Annotated in this window: 11 protein-coding genes; 5 read left to right on the top strand and 6 right to left on the bottom strand. The window is 65.4% G+C overall.

What is annotated here, in order from left to right; genetic code table 11:
- Positions 1-2 precede the first annotated feature (2 nt).
- The 6 genes from FHW83_RS19170 to FHW83_RS19150 all read right to left on the bottom strand — a co-directional run bounded on the left by FHW83_RS19170 (position 3) and on the right by FHW83_RS19150 (position 6417).
- On the bottom strand, positions 3-2354 hold the full coding sequence (locus FHW83_RS19170) for a S9 family peptidase (protein ID WP_176647950.1): 2352 nt from the start codon (positions 2352-2354) through the stop codon (positions 3-5).
- Positions 2355-2427: 73 nt separating this feature from the next.
- Positions 2428-3825 (bottom strand): MFS transporter, encoded by a 1398-nt coding sequence (locus tag FHW83_RS19165; RefSeq protein WP_176647949.1) that lies wholly within the window; start codon positions 3823-3825, stop codon positions 2428-2430.
- Complete coding sequence (locus FHW83_RS31090; protein WP_255490464.1) at positions 3822-3944, bottom strand: hypothetical protein; 123 nt, start codon at positions 3942-3944, stop codon at positions 3822-3824. The genes FHW83_RS19165 and FHW83_RS31090 overlap by 4 nt, the downstream gene beginning before the upstream one ends.
- Positions 3945-4085: 141 nt before the next feature.
- Entirely contained in the window at positions 4086-4652 is a 567-nt protein-coding gene (locus FHW83_RS19160) for a hypothetical protein (RefSeq protein WP_176647948.1), read from the bottom strand.
- Between the two features lie 406 nt (positions 4653-5058).
- Positions 5059-5766, bottom strand: coding sequence for an SDR family oxidoreductase (locus FHW83_RS19155; protein ID WP_176647947.1), 708 nt, complete (start codon positions 5764-5766; stop codon positions 5059-5061).
- Between the two features lie 72 nt (positions 5767-5838).
- A complete protein-coding gene (locus FHW83_RS19150; RefSeq protein ID WP_176647946.1) occupies positions 5839-6417 on the bottom strand; it encodes a TetR/AcrR family transcriptional regulator in 579 nt (192 codons plus the stop codon).
- 107 nt (positions 6418-6524) lie between these two features.
- Between FHW83_RS19150 and FHW83_RS19145 the strand changes: the two genes are divergently transcribed.
- The 5 genes from FHW83_RS19145 to FHW83_RS19125 all read left to right on the top strand — a co-directional run bounded on the left by FHW83_RS19145 (position 6525) and on the right by FHW83_RS19125 (position 16378).
- Complete coding sequence (locus FHW83_RS19145) at positions 6525-7232, top strand: ABC transporter substrate-binding protein (RefSeq protein WP_176647945.1); 708 nt, start codon at positions 6525-6527, stop codon at positions 7230-7232.
- 100 nt (positions 7233-7332) lie between these two features.
- Positions 7333-9390 (top strand): S9 family peptidase, encoded by a 2058-nt coding sequence (locus tag FHW83_RS19140; protein WP_176647944.1) that lies wholly within the window; start codon positions 7333-7335, stop codon positions 9388-9390.
- A 93-nt stretch (positions 9391-9483) separates the two neighbouring features.
- The gene (pepN, locus tag FHW83_RS19135) at positions 9484-12111 is read left to right on the top strand and encodes an aminopeptidase N (protein ID WP_176647943.1); all 2628 of its coding nucleotides are present in this window, start codon (positions 9484-9486) and stop codon (positions 12109-12111) included.
- Between the two features lie 378 nt (positions 12112-12489).
- Positions 12490-13200, top strand: a complete 711-nt coding sequence (locus tag FHW83_RS19130; protein ID WP_176647942.1) for an NF038120 family PEP-CTERM protein — start codon at positions 12490-12492, stop codon at positions 13198-13200.
- 16 nt (positions 13201-13216) lie between these two features.
- Positions 13217-16378 carry a S8 family serine peptidase gene (locus tag FHW83_RS19125; protein WP_176647941.1) on the top strand — a complete coding sequence of 1054 codons (3162 nt, stop codon included), beginning with the start codon at positions 13217-13219 and terminating at the stop codon, positions 16376-16378.
- The last annotated feature ends 24 nt before the right edge of the window (positions 16379-16402 follow it).

Genomic DNA, 16402 nt, shown 5'->3' with positions numbered 1-16402 from the left:
CCTTATTTCAGGGTGCGTTCAAACAGCTGGTAGATGCGGCGGTATTCGTCGTACCACGCTTCCGGATGCACGAAGCCGTGGCGCTCCAGCGGATACGACGCCAGTTCCCAGTTGTCCTTTTTCAGTTCGATGAAGCGCTGGGCCATGCGCACGGAGTCCTGATAGAACACGTTATCGTCGATCATGCCGTGCGCGATCAGCAGGTGGCCTTGCAGCTTGTCGGCGTATTCTATCGGCGACGACACCTTGTACGCTTGCGGGTCCAGTTCAGGCGTGTTCAGGATGTTGGCGGTGTATTCGTGGTTGTAGGTGGTCCAGTCGGTGACGGGACGCAGCGCCGCCCCGGCCTTGAACTGCTCCGGCGCGCGCAGCAGCGCCATGAAGGTCATGAAGCCGCCGTAGCTGCCGCCGTAGATGCCGACGTTCCTGGCGTCGCCCTGCTGGTTGGCCACCATCCAGTTCAGGCCATCGATGTAGTCTTCCAGCTCCGGATGGCCCATCTGGCGGTAGATGGCGGTGCGCCAGTCGCGGCCATAGCCCAGCGAGGCGCGATAGTCCATGTCCAGCACGATGTAACCCTTCTGCACCAGCAGGTTGTGGAACATCTGCTCGCGGAAGTAGACCGGGTAGCGCCTGGTCACGTTCTGCAGGTAGCCGGCGCCGTGCACGAACATCACGATCGGATATTTTTTGCCGGCTTCCAGCGTGGCCGGGCGATACAGCTTGGCCCATACCGGATCGGCGCCGTGGGTCGACGGCACGGCGACGATTTCAGGCTGGATCCATTCGCGCGCCTTGAATTCGGCGGTACGGGTGTCGGTCAGCTGGGTGACGGCGCCGCCGCCGCTGCTGACGGTGCCGATCTGGGTTGGCATGTAGGCGGTGGAGTAGCGCACCAGCAGCTTGCGGCCGTCCGGCGACAGCGTGAAGCTTTCGACGCCGCCCAGCGCGGTCAGTTCCTTCAGCGCGCCGTCCCTGGTGCTGGTGGAGCAGACTTCATAGGTGCCCGGCAGCTTGGGGTTGCACATGAAGTAGGCGGTCTGGCCGTCGCCCGACCACGTCACGTTCGACTCCTCCCACTTGCCCGAGGTGAGCGCGCGCGTCTTGCCGTCGGCCGCCTGCAGGTAGAGGTGCGAATAGCCGCTTTCCTCCGACTCGTACCACAGCGTGCTGTTGTCCGGCTGCCAGCCGAAGTCGTTGCCGCGATTGTTGACCCATGCCGCGTCGCTCAGGCGGTGCAGCGGTTTCAATTTGCCGGCGGCCAGGTCGACGCCGGCGATCCAGCGGTCCTTGTTGTCGATGGCCTGCGCCATCACCGCCACGCGCGCGCCGTTGGCGCTCCAGCGGATCGATTCCTCGCGGGCCTCGAAACGCAGGCCGCGATTGCCCTTCAGCGGATCGAGCTTCTGCGCGGCGCGCATCTCGGCCAGCGGATCGGCCTTGATGCCCGGCAGGTCGTCGAACGACAGCTCGGTGACCTTGCGCGTCGCCACTTCAACCAGTTTCAGTTGATGCTGCAGTGGGCCGGCCTCGCTCACGCGCTTGCGCTCATCGTCGGTTTCCTCGTAGCCCGATTCGGTGACGTACTTCGGCATCTTGCCGACGCGGCGCTTGTCGCCATCCTTGGCCGCGGTGACCACCAGCAGGTAGCGGCCGTCCGGCGACAGCGAGCTGGTTTCGATGGTGACTTTCTCGCCGAGGTACACCGGCAGCGGCGCGCGGGTGGCGTCGGCGGCGCGGTCGGCGTTGCGCTGGTCGCGCGTTTCATCCTTCTCCTGCTTGAGGCGGGCCAGCGTCGACATCAGGCGCAGCTGCATGTCGCGGCGGAAGTCGGCGTCCGGTGCGGCGTCCGGGTCTTTCGCGGTGCGCAGCAGGACCACCGGCGAGACCAGTCGCTCGGCGCGGCTCCAGCTGAACCAGTCGCTGCCCACGCGGAACTGCACGTGGTTGCCGTCGGCGGCGTACTGTGCGTCGGACGCCGGCGTGGTGCCGCGCACGATCTGCGTCAGCGCGCCGGTTTTCAGGTCGCGTTCAAACAGGTCGCCGTTGCGCTGCAAGACGGCGCGCGTGCGCTCACGGTTGTAGATGACCTCCGCGCTATCCAGATTGGCCAACTGTTTTTCTTCAACCAGTTTCACGGCGGCGCCGTTCACCTGATACATGTCGCGGACGGCGGAGCCGCTGCGTTTTTGCTTGAAGTAGACCTGTTTGCTGTCCCAGCCCCACCATGCCGATTCGACGGGATTGCCGATCCAGTCCGGGTTGGCCATGGCCTGGTCGAGGGTGATCGGTGTGGGCGCTGCTTGGACGCCGGCCGCGATGGCGGCCGCTAGGAGTGGCAATACAAAACGCATCGGTAGTTTCGCTTGTAGGTTGGGTGAACAGGGGCGCCGGATCGCGGCACGCCCCAGATTCTAGCCCAAGGCGCTAGCTCCGTGCCATCTTGTCGGTCTGGCCATGGCCGGCGTCGGGACCGCCGCGGCGCGGGGCGACGCGCAAGGCCCACAGCAGGATGGCGCCGGCCGCGATGTACAGCACGATCAGCGCGGCCAGCATGCCGGCGCTGCCGCCCCAGTGCAGCACATGTTCGCTGAGCGTGGGGCCGAGCGCCCCGCCCACCAGGCCAAGGCTGGCCACCAGCGCGATGCCGGCGGCGATGCGGCGCCGATCGAGCATGCCAGTGAGGATGGCGATCAGCAGTGGCGCGCCGGCCGCCACGCCCAGCGTCGCCAGCGCCAGTCCGGCCAGCGACCATGCGAGGCCGTTGTCGGCGGCGATGGCCAGTCCAAGGCCGCCCGCCGCCAGCACCATGCAGGCGATGAAGTGGCCGCGCCGTTCGCGGCGGCGGTCGGAGTCGTAGCCGATCAGGATCATGCCCACCGCGGCCACCAGGTTGGGCAGGGTGGTCAGCAACCCCAGCTCCGTATGGCTGCCCGCGCCCCAGCGCTGCATCAGCGCCGGCGACCAAAACACCAGCGCGTAGCTGGCGCCAAGCAGCAGCAGGTTGGACAGCGCCAGCAAGCTGATGGACGGTTCGCGCAAGAGCGACCAGATGGTGGCCAACGCCGATGGTTCCTCATGCTCTGCCGCCGCATTGCCGGCGGCATGGCCGTTCAGCGCCGCCTCGTCGCGCTCCAGGTCCTGCTCCACCATCTGCTGCTCGAAGGAGGATAGCCAGCGCGCCTCGTCCGGCTTGTCGTCGAGGTAAAGCCAGACGATCACGCCGAGCAGCACGGCCGGCAAGCCTTGCGTGACCAGCATCCACTGCCAGCCATCGAGCATGCCGTAGTTGCGTAAGTGCTTGAGCGTGAAGGCGCACAGCGGACCGGCCGCCACGCCGGCCAGCAGCGCGGCGGAGGCGAAGATGGCGAACACGCGCGCGCGCCGCGCGACCGGATACCAGTAGGTCAGGTACAGGATCACGCCGGGGAAGAATCCCGCCTCCAGCACGCCGAGCAGGAAGCGCAGCGCGTAGAACTCCGCCGGCTCGCGCACCAGCGCGCTGGCGGCGGCGATGGCGCCCCAGCACAGCATCAGGCGCAGCAGGGTCTTGCGCGCGCCGAGCTTCTCCAGCAGCAGATTGGCCGGCAGCGCGCACAGGCAGTAGCCGATAAAGAAGGCGGCGGCGCCGAAGGTATAGACTTGTTCGCTGAAATCGAGGCTGGCGCCCATCTGCAGCTTGGCGTAGCCGACGTTCACGCGGTCGAGATAAGCCACCACGTAGCACAACATCAGCAGCGGCAGCAGCCGCCAGCTGATTTTGCGGTAGATGGCGTCCATGCCGGCGGCGCCACGGAGATGCAATATCCTGGCGCCCTGGTTCATGGTGCGGGTTTCCTTTGCGGAGTATCGGCGGCGGAAAATAGCTTGCCCGGCTTGGCTGCCGGCAGCCATGGCAGTTGTACGTCCAGCGGTGCGAGGTCGGTGGCGGGATTGGTCTGCATATGGCCGATATTATCCGCACGATATGGCGTGTGCAAGCTTTAGCGGCGCGCGGCGGAATTCAAAACAACAACGCGCCGGCGCCGCCTTGCGGCGGCGTGGCGCGTGCCCGTTTTTGGTGCGGGGGGACGCGTGAGAGCGTCTCAGGCGGAAGCGGCGCGGTGGCCGGCGCCGTAGTCGCGGCGCGGGCGCAGTTCCGGGCGCGAGGCGGCGTCATCGTCGTCCTGGGCCAGGAACTTGCTGCCGATTTCAAACCACTCGTCGCTGGAGATGACTTTCTGCGCCAGCGGCAGCAATTCCTGTTCCTCTTTGTCGAGGCGCTTGAGCAGGTTCTGACAATACAGGTCGACCGTCTTGCACAGGAATTTGCTGTGCGAGGCGCTGCGGCGCATGGCGCGGCGCAGGCAGCGGTAGACCGCGTTGAGCATGGCGCTGCCGCGTTTGCTCAGGCATTCGAGGTCGTTCAGCAGCGGCGTGCAATTGGGTTCGGCGGCGCGCACGGCCGGCATCAGGCAGGCCTCGAGCTTGCGCTGGTGGCGGGCCTCGGCGAAGCTGGCCAGTTGCTTGAGTTGGGATTCGATGAACACAGGATCGATCTCCTGCGGACGGCGCGCGATCGACTGCACATATTGCAGCAGACGCGAAATGAAGTGGCGTTCTTTCTTTTGCTCGATAGATAGTGTCAACAAGACATAGGTGGCAGTAAGCATAGTGGCGTTTCCCGTATTCCATGTGACTTCGGCTGCGCGGTGGTCATCGCAGAGGAGCCAAAACGCGCCGAGGTGAAGCTGCTACCTTAGCGCGCTCGACAGGCTCATACAACGCCGATTTACAATTGTTCACAACTGCGTGTGAGGCAATACAAAGCGAAGCATTACCGGCGGGGAAAACGAATTGCGTGCACGTCAAGCCGGCGGACAACGTGCACGCTTCACCTGGCTGAGAGGACGATTATGCCTTGTTTCCGCGATTGAAAATACGCGATTTATTGCAGAGGCCGAAAAAATTTTCTATCGCCCTCAACAGTCGGGGTCAGCTCTGGCAATCGGACACTTGCGGAACTTTTGCAAAATTTTTAGTTCCCCGATGTCCGAATGTCAGAGCTGACCCCGAATTTCAGGCGCGCGCTTCGCCGAGGTAGAAGCCGCGTGGCGCGCCCAGGCCGGCCTTGACCTGGCGCGAGGGCTCGTCGGTCAGCACTTCATCCTGGTTGGCCTCCAGCGCGCTGACGATTTCGGCGGCGATCACGGCCGGCGACGATTTCGGCGCGTCGATGCCGGCCGTCATGTCGGTGTCCATATAGCCCATGTGCGCCGCCAGCACCTGGGTGTTTTGAGCCCGCAGCTCGTTGCGCAGGCCGTTGGTCAGGCCCCATGCCGCCGCCTTGGAGGCGCTGTAGGTGCCGGTGGTCGGGAAGCTGGCCCAGCTCAGCGCCGACAGGATGTTGATGATGGCGCCGCCGCCGTTGCGGCCCAGCACCGGCGCGAACGCGTGGCTCAGCGCCAGCGGCGCGAAGAAGTTGGTCTCGAATTCGGCGCGGGCGGCGCTCAGCGCCTCCGGCCCGGTCACGCCGCCCACCACGTGGATGCCGGCGTTGTTGATCAGGATGCTCAGGTCGGGGATCGCTTGCACGGCGGCCGCGATGTCGGCCGCGTTGGTCACGTCCAGCTTGATCGGGGTGACGCCGGCGATGTCGACGCTGGCGGGGTTGCGGGCGGCCGCGTACACCTTGCGCGCGCCGGCTTTGACGGCCGCCTCGGCCAGGGCTTTGCCCAAACCACGGTTGGCGCCGGTGACGAGGACGACGGAGTCTTTGAAGTTCATGATGTTTCCTTTCGAGAGTTGAATAAAAAAACTACAATATGACCGGTCGTCTTAAAAACGGCCGAAAAAAAATCAGGGCAGGATGCGGCCCAGCACCACACGCACGAAACGCTCCAGCGGCGCGCGGCTTTGCTCGGCCTTGGCGCGCAGCACGGCGCCTTGCCAGGCGTCGGTGACAAAGCCGGCCAGTTCCTCGGCGGGAGCGTCGGCCTGGATGCTGCCGTCCCGCTGCCCGTCGGCGATCGCGGCCGCCAGCGCGCCGGTCGAGACGCGGAACGCTTCGCGCATGGCGCTGCGCATGGCCGGGATCTGGTTGGACAGCTCGGTGCTGAAGTTGCCCAGCATGCAGCCAAAATTGAATTCATTGGCGGCGTTGCCGTCGATTAAACGCTCAAAATACTGCCGGATGCGCTCGCGCGGCGCCAGTGCGCGCGCTTGCAGCACCGCCGCCGTGTTGCCCACGCCGTCGGTGTAACGTTGCAACACTTCCAGCCCCAGCGCTTCCTTGCTGGAGAAGTGGTTGTAGAACGAGCCCTTCGGCACCCCGGCGGCGTCGGTGATGTCCTGCACGCTGGTGGCGTTGAACCCCTTGCTGTGCAGCAGGTTCAAGCTGGTGGCGACGATTTGCTCTTTAACGTTTGCTTTAGCCATGTGTGTAATATGACCGGTCGTCTTAAAGAAGTCAAGAACTTTTTTAAATGAAGCGATAAGATATTCGTTATCAACTTGCAAAGGAGAGCGCCGTGCGCCGGAGTGTGATGTCATTGCTGCTGGGTTTTCCGTTGCTGGCGCAGGCCGCGCCGCTGGACGTGAGGATGTGCATCTTCGACCACGCGTTCCCGCCCATGACCTATCCCGATGGCTCGGGCCAGGCGCAGGAGGTGCTGCGCCGCGCCTCCAGGCTGCAGCCGGTCCAGATCCACACGGTGGTGGCGCCGCGCTTCCAGTGCATGGAGCAGCTGCGCACCGGCCAGGTGGATGCCATGCTGGCCGCCTTCATCGAGGACCGCACCTCCTACGCCGCCTTCCCGATGAGGGAATCGCAGCCCGACGTCAGCCGCGCCGTCGGCGAGATCAACTTCTCGGTGTCGCGCCGGCGCGGCGGCACGGTGGACTGGGATGGCCGGCAGTTCATCAATCTCGGCCGCCAGCCGGTGGGCACGCAGCCGGGTTTGCTGCACGTGTCGTTGCTGCGCCAGCTCAACGTGGTGATCAACGACAGCGCCGGCAGCCCGGAGCAGGCGTTCGCCATGCTGGCGCAAAACCGCGTGGCGGCGGTGGTCACGCAGCAGGGCGAGGGCGAGCAAATCATCGCCCACAAGTACAAGGGCGAGATCGAGATGCTGCCGACGCCGCTGATCGTCACGCCCATGTATTTGATCGTCAACAAGCAGTTCTATCAAAAGCACCAGGCCCAGGTCGACGCCTACTGGGACGCGGTGCGTCAGGCGCGCTCCGGAAAGTAGCATAAAGTAACAAGCCTACGCCCGGTCCGCCGCTCTTGGTATCATGCTCGATGCCCGGCCACAAGCCGGTATTTTTCTAATAACATCGGAGAACCCCCGAATGAGATTTTCCCTGCTGCTGCTGGGCGCCGCGATGGCGTCCAGCGCCGTAGCCGCGCCGCGCGGCTTCACCGTAGAAGACCTGGTCAAGATGGAGCGCGTCGGTACCCCGCTGCTGTCGCCCGACGCGACCCGCGTGGTGTACACCGTCCGTACCACCGACATGGACAAGAACCGCGGCAACACGCAGCTGTGGCTGCTGGATCTGCGCCATCCGAAAGCGGCGCCAGTGCGCCTGACGCAGGCCGCCGCCAGCGCCAGCGATCCGGAGTGGTCGCCCAACGGCGACGCGATCTACTTCCTGTCCGGCCGCTCCGGCTCGTCTCAGGTGTGGCGCCTGCCGCTGGGCGGCGGTGAAGCCAGCAAGGTGACCGACCTGCCGCTGGACGTCGATAACTTCCGCCTGTCGCCGCAGGGCGACCGCCTGCTGTTCAGCATGGCCGTCTACCGCGACTGCGCCGACCTGGCGTGCAGCAAGAAGCGCCTCGACGAGCAGGCCAAGGTCAAGGCCAGCGGCAAGGTCTATGACAAGCTGTTCGTGCGCCACTGGGATACCTGGGCCGATGGCCGCAACAATGTGCTGTACTCGGCGCCGATCGACGCCGCCGGCAAGGTCAGCGCGGAGCCGGTCAGCCTGAGCGGCAAGCTCGATGGCGACGTGCCGTCCAAGCCGTTTGGCGACCACGATGAATACCACTTCAGCCCGGACGGCAAGACCGTGGCCTTCTCGGCCCGCATCGCCGGCCGCACCGAGGCGTGGTCGACCAACTTCGATGTCTACACCGTGCCGGCCACCGGCGGCGAGCCTCGGAATCTGACCGCCGACAACCAGGCCTGGGACACCAAGGCCACCTACTCGCCGGACGGCAAGACGCTGGCCTACGTGGCCATGGACAAGCCCACCTTCGAGGCCGACCGCTTCCACCTGGTGCTGATCGACGTCGCTACCTGCAAGAAGCGCACCGTGGCCGACAACTGGGACCGCTCGATCGCGGACTTCCGCTGGACCCCGGACAGCAAGGCCGTGCTGGCGGTGGCCGACGACATCGGCCAGCACCGTCTGTTCTCGATCGACGCCGCCAGCGGCAAGGTCAGCGCGCTGACCGGCAAGGGCTACGTCAGCGGCTTCGACGTCGCCAGGGACACGGTGGTGATGGCGCAGGCCAACCTGGCCTCGGGCGCGCAGCTGTACAAGTTCAAGCTGGGCGCCACGGCCGACAAGGCCGAGCAGCTGACCCACCTGAACGAGGCCGCGCTGGCCGACGTCAGGTTCGGCGAGTACGAGCAGTTCTCCTTCACCGGCGCCAACGGCGACACGGTGTATGGCCATGTGATGAAGCCATGGAACGCGCAACCGGGCCAGAAGTATCCGGTCGCCTTCCTGGTGCACGGCGGCCCGCAGGGCAGCTTCGGCAATTCGTGGAGCTATCGCTGGAATCCGCAGGTGTACGCGGGCGCCGGCTACGCGACCGTGTTCATCGACTTCCACGGCTCCACCGGCTACGGCCAGAAGTTCACCGATTCGATCAGTGGCGACTGGGGCGGCAAGCCGCTGGAAGACCTGCAAAAAGGCTTGGCGGCCGCGGTGCAGAAATTCCCTTGGCTGGACCGTGAGAACAGCTGCGCGCTGGGCGCCTCGTACGGCGGCTTCATGATGAACTGGATCGCCGGCAACTGGCCGGATGGCTTCAAGTGCATCGTCAATCACGACGGCGTGTTCGACACGCGCGGCATGGCTTACTCCACCGAGGAGATCTGGTTCACCGAGTGGGAAAACGGCGGCCCGTACTACGACGTGCCGGAACAGCATGAGAAGTTCAACCCGGCGCTGAAGGTGAAGAACTGGAAGACGCCCATGCTGGTGGTGCAGGGCGACCTGGACTTCCGTATCCCGACCGCGCAGGGCCTGGGCACCTTCACCGCGCTGCAGCGCCGGGGCATCCCGAGCAAGTTCCTGTTCTTCCCGGACGAGAACCACTGGGTGCTGAAGCCGGCCAACTCGGTGCTGTGGCATCACACCGTGATCGACTGGCTCGATACCTACACCAAGAAGAAGTAAGCCCACCACCACGTCGCTCCCGCGCAGGCGGGAGCCCATGCCGAGTATGGATTCCCGCCTGCGCGGGAATGACGGTTGCCTTTCGAGGATCACATGAAAAAGTATCTGATCGCGGCAGCGGTAGCGCTGACCGTCGGCGCTGTGCATGCCGCCCCCACCCCCGCTCCGCGCGCCGAAAACGCCTACCTCTCGCAACAGGACGCCGCTGCCCGCGCGGCTCGCGTCAGCAACGTCGACTACACGCTGGACTTCGCGCTGACCGGCAAGGAAACCTTCAGCGGCACCACCACCGTCAGCTTTGACCTGAACGACGCCTCGCAGGCGCTGACCATCGATCTGGACAAGGCCGCCATCACCAGCCTCACCGTCAACGGCAAGGCCGTCACGCCGCAGTACAACCAGTGGTTCATCACGCTGGCGGCGCAGGATCTGAAGGCGGGCCGCAACACCATCACCATCGCCTACACGCGTCCGCACAGCACCAATGGCGAGGGCTTGCACCGGATGGTCGACCCGGTCGATGGCCGCGTCTACACCTACACGCACTTCGAGCCGGCCGCCGCGCACCAGATGTTCCCGGTGTTCGACCAGCCCGACCTGAAAGGCACTTACCAGATCACCGTCAGCACGCCGGCCGACTGGGTGGTGTCATCTACCATGCGCGAAACCAGCGTGCAGGACGTGGACGGCGGCAAGCGCTGGACCTTCCCGCGCTCGAAGAAACTGAGCCCGTACAACTTCTCCATGCACGCCGGCCCGTACAAGGTATGGGAAGACAACAGCGGCAAATACCCGATGCGTTTGTTCGCGCGCCAGTCGGTGGCGGCGCAGGTGTCGCCGCAGGATTGGTTCAAGTACACCAAGCAGGGACTGGGCTTCTTCGACCAGTATTTCGGCATCCCTTATCAGTTCGAGAAGTACGATCAATTGCTGGTGCCGGACTTCCTGTACGGCGCGATGGAAAACGCCGCCGCCATCACCTTCGCCGAGGGACGCTTCCTGCACAAGGAGGAAATGACGGCGGCGCAGAAGCAATCGTTGGCCGGCGTCATCATGCACGAGATGGCGCACCAGTGGTTCGGCGACCTGGTCACCATGAAGTGGTGGAACGGCTTGTGGCTGAACGAGAGCTTCGCCTCCTTCATGGGCACGCTGGCGACCGCCGAGGCGACCGAGTTCACCAACGCGTGGCAGGGCTTCTACTCGGGTGGCAAGCAGGCCGCCTACGTGCAGGATCAGCGTGTGACCACGCACGCGATCGAGACGCCGGTGGCGTCCACCGCCAACGCCTTCGACAACATCGACGCCATCACCTACTCGAAGGGCGCCTCCACGCTCAAGCAGTTGCGCCACTTGCTGGGCGAGGAAGTGTTCCGCCAGGGCGTGCACAACTACCTGGTCAAATACCAGTACCGCAACGCCACGCTGGACGATTTCATCGGCAGCCTGGCCGAGGCGGCACAGCGCGACCTGAGCGGCTGGACCAGGGAGTGGCTGTATGAGGCGGGCGTGAACACCATCACCGCCGACTTCAGCTGCAAGGGCGGCAAGGTAAGCGCCTTCACGCTGCGCCAGAGTGCCGGCAGCCCGGCGCTGCCGACGCTGCGCGAACAGCGGGTGCAGATCGCCTTGTTCCAGCAGGGCCCGCAGGGTCTGGCGCTGAGCAAGAACGTCGCGGTCACCTACAAGGGCGCTGCCGCAGCGGTGCCATCGCTGCAAGGCGCGGCTTGCCCGGATCTGGTGTATCCGAACTATCAGGACTGGGGCTTCGCGCAAGTACAGCTGGATAAAAAATCCTTCGCCACCGCGCGCGCCAGCCTGAGCAAGGTGGACGATCCATTCCTGCGCTCGATGCTGTGGCAAAGCCTGTGGGATGGCGTGCGCGCGGCCAAATTGCCGCTCAACGACTTCCTGGGCGTCGTGCTGGCCAACGCGCCGGCCGAGAAGGATTACACGCTGCTGGGCGATATCGTCGACAAGATGCGCGCCGCCAAGGGCTATCTGGACGCCATGGGCCCGTCGGCCTACCGCGCCAAGGTGGGCGCGCAGCTGGAGCGGATGGCGTTCGCGGCCACGCAGGCGGCCAGCGCCGACAAGAACTTCCAGCGCCGCTGGTTTGGCGCCTACCTGAACCTGGCCAGCAGCCCGGCCGCGCTCAGGCAACTGGCCGACATCCTGGACGGCAAGCTGGTGGTGCCGGGCCTGAACGTCAGCCAGGATGTGCGCTGGGAGATCGTCGCGCGCCTGAACCGCTATGCGTATCCGGGCAGCGCGGAATTGCTGGCGGCCGAGCAGAAACGTGATCCATCCGATAGCGGACAGCAGGCCGCGATCGCGGCGGCCGCCAGCCGTCCGGACGCCAAGGTCAAGGCCGAGTGGCTGGCCACGATCGCCGATCTGCAGACCAAGCTACCGTTCTCGCGCGTGCGCACGGCGATGAACAGCCTGTATCCGGCCGAGCAGGTCGCGCTCAACGAGCAGAGCGCGGCGCAACGCCTGGAGCGTCTGTCGCAGCTCGACAAGGACGCCGGTCCGGTCTACATGCGTGCCTATGGCCCGGCGCTGATTCCGGCCACCTGCACGCCGGCCAGCGTGCAACGCCTGGAAGCGGCAATTGTTAAATTCCCGGATTTGTCGGTTGGCACCAAGCGTTCCCTTTTGGTAACAAAACAGGAGGATGAACGTTGTGTTGCCATAAGGAAATCTATGACAATATTTTAATTGGCGCCAGCGCGCGCACTGGAGAGCCAGCCCCTGCGGCTGGCTTTTTTTACGCGTTTCAGGGGAAATTTTTGCACAATTACAACGGAAAGTACCTGATCTCACCATATTCGCATGACCGTGTGATGACATGGCTGTCATAGCGAAAGCAAGATTTTATTTGGTTTTTGAAAACATAAATAAATAATAAACGTTAATATTTCGTTACTTTGCGGAACTGGTTTGGCTATATTGATTGTTACTTTTTAAGAAAAGTAATCACGGTCCAGTCTGGCAATCGACCGGGCGGGCCATGGCTCCATCCCTTAACCACAAGGCAGAGAAATGAAATACTTCACGCAAGTCCAGACAGCCCGGTCTACGCCCGCGCTGAAAAAAATGGCTGCGGCCGCGATCGGCGCCCTGGCGCTGATCGGCGCCGCGCCTGCCATGGCCGACACCATCGATTTCGACAGCCTCGACCCCAACACCTACAACGGGCTCGACACCTTCGACTTCGGCGGCTACCACTTCGAGGTGATCGACACCCCGGCCGCCGGCCCGAGCGGCAACGGCTTCGCCGGCGCCATCGGCAACGGCAACGATCCATTCCTGTGCGCGATCGCCGGCTGCCCGACCGGCAACACCAGCAACTACTACCTCGGCGTCAACGACGGCAGCCTGAAAATCTCGCGCGGCGACCATCGCGCCTTCAGCCTCGGCAGCCTGGAATACGCCTTCCTGGCGCCGGTCGACAACCTGCCCGGCTACTCCTACGGCCAGCTGACCGTGACCGGCACCACCGTCGGCGGCGGCACCGTGACCCACTCCTTCGATTTCCCCGAACTGGTGGGCGGCTATTCGCCGTTCGTGACTGCCAGCTTGCAGTCGGCGTTTGGCGCCACCCTGTTCAGCAACGTCACCATCAGCTCCTGCATCTTCGATGGCGCCGGCTGCGTCAATCCATCCAACAACCAGGCCCAGTTCGCGTTCGACAACCTGACGCTGGCGCCGGTGCCGGAACCGCAAACCTACGCCATGCTGGGCCTGGGCCTGGCGGCGATCAGCCTGGCGGCGCGCCGTCGCGCCCAGCGGCACAGCAACGTTTAAGCGAGGAGACACCATCATGAAACTGAAACTTCGTCCTGTCTCCACCGCCGTCCTGCTGGTGCTGTCGGCCATGGCCGCCGGCGCGCACGCGGAAGCCGAGCGCCGTTCCTACATCGTGCAACTGGTCGACAAGCCGGTCGCCACCTACACCGGCCAGGTGGCCGGACTGGCCGCCACCATGCCGCCGCAGGGCCAGCGCCTGAACGTGGAAGCCGCCGACGTGCAGGCTTACATCAACTATCTTGAAACCAAACAGAACGACGTGATCAGCACCGTCGCCAACGCCGAGATCACCAACAAGTTCGACGTGGTGTTCAACGGCTTCTCGGCGCTGCTGACCGACGACGAGGTGCGCGCGCTGAAAAAACACAGCGGCGTGGCGGCGGTCACCGCCGACAACATCCTGCAGCTGGACACCAGCTACACCCCGAGCTTCCTCGGCCTCGACAAACCGGGCGGCCTGTGGGACCAACTGGGCGGCAAGGGCTCGTCCGGCGAGAACATCATCATCGGCATCGTCGACGGCGGCATCTGGCCGGAGAACAACAGCTACGCCGACCGCGTGGACGAGAACGGCAACCCGAGCCACAGCGGCTCGACCGTGGTGTACGACGCGCCGCCCGCCAGCTGGAAGGGCAACTGCGACACCGGCGAGGGCTTCACGGTGGCCAACTGCAACAACAAGCTGATTGGCGCGCGCTACTACAAGCCTGCCTCGCAGACCCTGCACTGGACCGAGTTCAACTCGGCGCGCGACTCGGTCGCCGGCACCGAGGGCCAGGGCGGCCACGGCAGCCACACCTCCAGCACGGCCGGTGGCAACAACGGCGTGGCGGCCACCATCAACGGCGTCAACATGGGCAAGATTTCCGGCATCGCCCCGCGCGCCCGCATCGCCGCCTACAAGGTGTGCTGGACCGACGGCGTGACCGGCAAGAACGGCTGCTCGACCTCGAGCAGCGTGGCGGCCATCAACCAGGCGGTGAAGGACGGCGTCAACGTCATCAACTATTCGATCGGCCCGTCGGCCGGCGGCGGCACCTTCAACGAGGCCGGCGAGCAAGCCTTCCTGGGCGCGGCGGCGGCCGGCGTGTTCGTGGCCGCGTCGGCCGGCAACCAGGGCCCGACCGCGACCGCGCCGGCGCCGGTGGCCCACATCAGCCCATGGCTGACCACGGTCGGCAACTCGACCCATGACCGCATCTACCTGGGCGACGCCATCCTCGGCAACGGCGTCACCGTCAGCGGCGCCTCGAGCAACGCCAACACCCCGGCCGCGCCGCTGATCCTGGCCAAGGACGCCGGCCTGCCGGACGTCGATCCGCTCAAGCTGTCGCGCTGCTTCGGCCCGGCCGATGGCGCCGTCACCTACCTCGACGAAAACAAGGTCAAGGGCAAGGTGCTGGTGTGCGACCGCGGCGACAACGTGCTGGTCAACAAGAGCGCCAACGCCAAGACGGCCGGCGCGGTCGGTGTGATCATCACCAACGTGGAAGGCGGCAACACCACCATCATCAACCAGGGCCACGTGCTGTCGACCGTCCACATCACCAAGGAAGAGGGCAAGAAGGTCAAGGACTATGTCGCGGCCGCGCCGGCCTCGGCCAACAGCGCGCTGGGCAATGTGCGCGCCACCTTCGACCCGACCGTCAAGGCGCCGATCATGAACGGTTCCTCGTCGCGCGGCCCGAACGTGGCCAACGCCAACATCCTGAAGCCGGACCTGACCGCGCCGGGCACCGACATCCTGGCAGCAGTCACCGCCGACCTGACCAGGGACCAGCGCGACGCGATCGCCGCCAGCGGCGTGTCGCCGGTGGCCGAGTGGGGCTTCAAGACCGGCACCTCGATGGCCTCGCCGCACGTGGCCGGCATCGCCGCGCTGCTGAAGCAGCGCCATCCGGACTGGACCCCGGCCGCCATCAAGTCGGCGCTGATGACCACCGCCTTCGACACCTACACCGATGGCCTGACCACCGGCGTGGCGTGGGACGCGACCGCCAAGAACACCGGCAACCTGCCATGGGGCCAGGGCGCCGGCCACGTGTCGCCGACCTCGGCGGCCGATCCCGGCCTGGTGTACGACATCGACCCGGTCGACTACGCGCGCTTCCTGTGCGGCCAGGGCCTGATCTACAGCGCCGCGCAGTGCTCGGCGTTTGGCGGCTCGCTGGCGCCGCAAAACCTGAACCTGGCGTCGCTGACCGCCGGCAACGTGCTCGGTTCGATGACCCTGACCCGCACCGTGACCAACGTCGGCGCCAACGCCGCGACCTACAAGGCCACCGCGGCCGTGCCGGGTTACTCGGTGGTGGTCACGCCGTCGCAACTGGTGCTGGCGCCGGGCGAGAAGGCGAGCTTCACCGTCAAGGTCACCCGCGTGGACGCGCCGATCGACACCTGGGCCTACGGCAAGCTGACCTGGACCGATGGCAGCCACGTGGTGCGCAGCCCGCTGACCGTGCGCGGCAGCGCGCTGGCCGCGCCGGCCCGCGTCTACAGCGAGGCCACCAGCGGCAGCAAGATCATCACCGTGGGCACCGGCTTCTCCGGCGCGCTGGGCACGGTGAAGGGCGGCCTGGTGCCGGCGGCGGTGGAAACCCGCACGGTGGTGCAGGCAAGCAGCCCGTCGACCGGCAGCGCGCAGTGCGCGGGCACGGCCGGCACCGGCGTGAACGTGCACACGGTCACCATTCCGGCCGGCACCATCGCCGCGCGCTTCTCGCTGTTCGATGACGAGGTGCAAGGCGCATCGCCGGGACTGAGCGACCTCGACATGGTGGTCGCCAAGGGCTCGACCGTGGTCGGCACCAGCGGCGGCGACACCGCCAACGAATCGGTGCAGTTGCTGAATCCGGCCGCCGGCGAGTACAAGGTGTGCGTGGTCGGCTATGCGCCGAAGGGCGGCTCGGCCACCTATGCCTTGTCGAGCTGGCTGGTGCAATCGACCTCGACCGGTGGCAACTTCAAGGTCAACGCGCCAAGCTCGGCCACCATCGGCGGCACCGCCAGCGTGGGCGTCAGCTGGTCCGGCCTGCCTACCGGCAAGCGTTACCTGGGCGCGGTGAACTTCCTGCAAAGCGGCGTCAAGCAGGGCACCACGGTGGTGGAGGTGGATACCACCGATCCGCTGCCGCTGTTCCAGAACTCGCGCGTGAAGGAAGTGCTGGCGTTCTAAGCTGACACGCCACCACGCCGGACC

Source organism: Duganella sp. SG902, assembly GCF_013376005.1.
GTDB lineage: Bacteria > Pseudomonadota > Gammaproteobacteria > Burkholderiales > Burkholderiaceae_D > Rugamonas.
This window is presented reverse-complemented; position numbering and strand designations above follow the sequence as displayed.

Coding starts and splice junctions, on each gene's coding strand:
- FHW83_RS19125 (WP_176647941.1), top strand. CDS start 13,217: ATGAAACTGAAACTTCGTCCTGTCTCCACCGCCGTCCTGCTGGTGCTG.
- pepN (WP_176647943.1), top strand. CDS start 9,484: ATGAAAAAGTATCTGATCGCGGCAGCGGTAGCGCTGACCGTCGGCGCT.
- FHW83_RS19160 (WP_176647948.1), bottom strand. CDS start 4,652: ATGCTTACTGCCACCTATGTCTTGTTGACACTATCTATCGAGCAAAAG.
- FHW83_RS19150 (WP_176647946.1), bottom strand. CDS start 6,417: ATGGCTAAAGCAAACGTTAAAGAGCAAATCGTCGCCACCAGCTTGAAC.
- FHW83_RS19155 (WP_176647947.1), bottom strand. CDS start 5,766: ATGAACTTCAAAGACTCCGTCGTCCTCGTCACCGGCGCCAACCGTGGT.
- FHW83_RS19145 (WP_176647945.1), top strand. CDS start 6,525: ATGTCATTGCTGCTGGGTTTTCCGTTGCTGGCGCAGGCCGCGCCGCTG.
- FHW83_RS19140 (WP_176647944.1), top strand. CDS start 7,333: ATGAGATTTTCCCTGCTGCTGCTGGGCGCCGCGATGGCGTCCAGCGCC.
- FHW83_RS19170 (WP_176647950.1), bottom strand. CDS start 2,354: ATGCGTTTTGTATTGCCACTCCTAGCGGCCGCCATCGCGGCCGGCGTC.
- FHW83_RS31090 (WP_255490464.1), bottom strand. CDS start 3,944: ATGCAGACCAATCCCGCCACCGACCTCGCACCGCTGGACGTACAACTG.
- FHW83_RS19165 (WP_176647949.1), bottom strand. CDS start 3,825: ATGAACCAGGGCGCCAGGATATTGCATCTCCGTGGCGCCGCCGGCATG.
- FHW83_RS19130 (WP_176647942.1), top strand. CDS start 12,490: ATGGCTGCGGCCGCGATCGGCGCCCTGGCGCTGATCGGCGCCGCGCCT.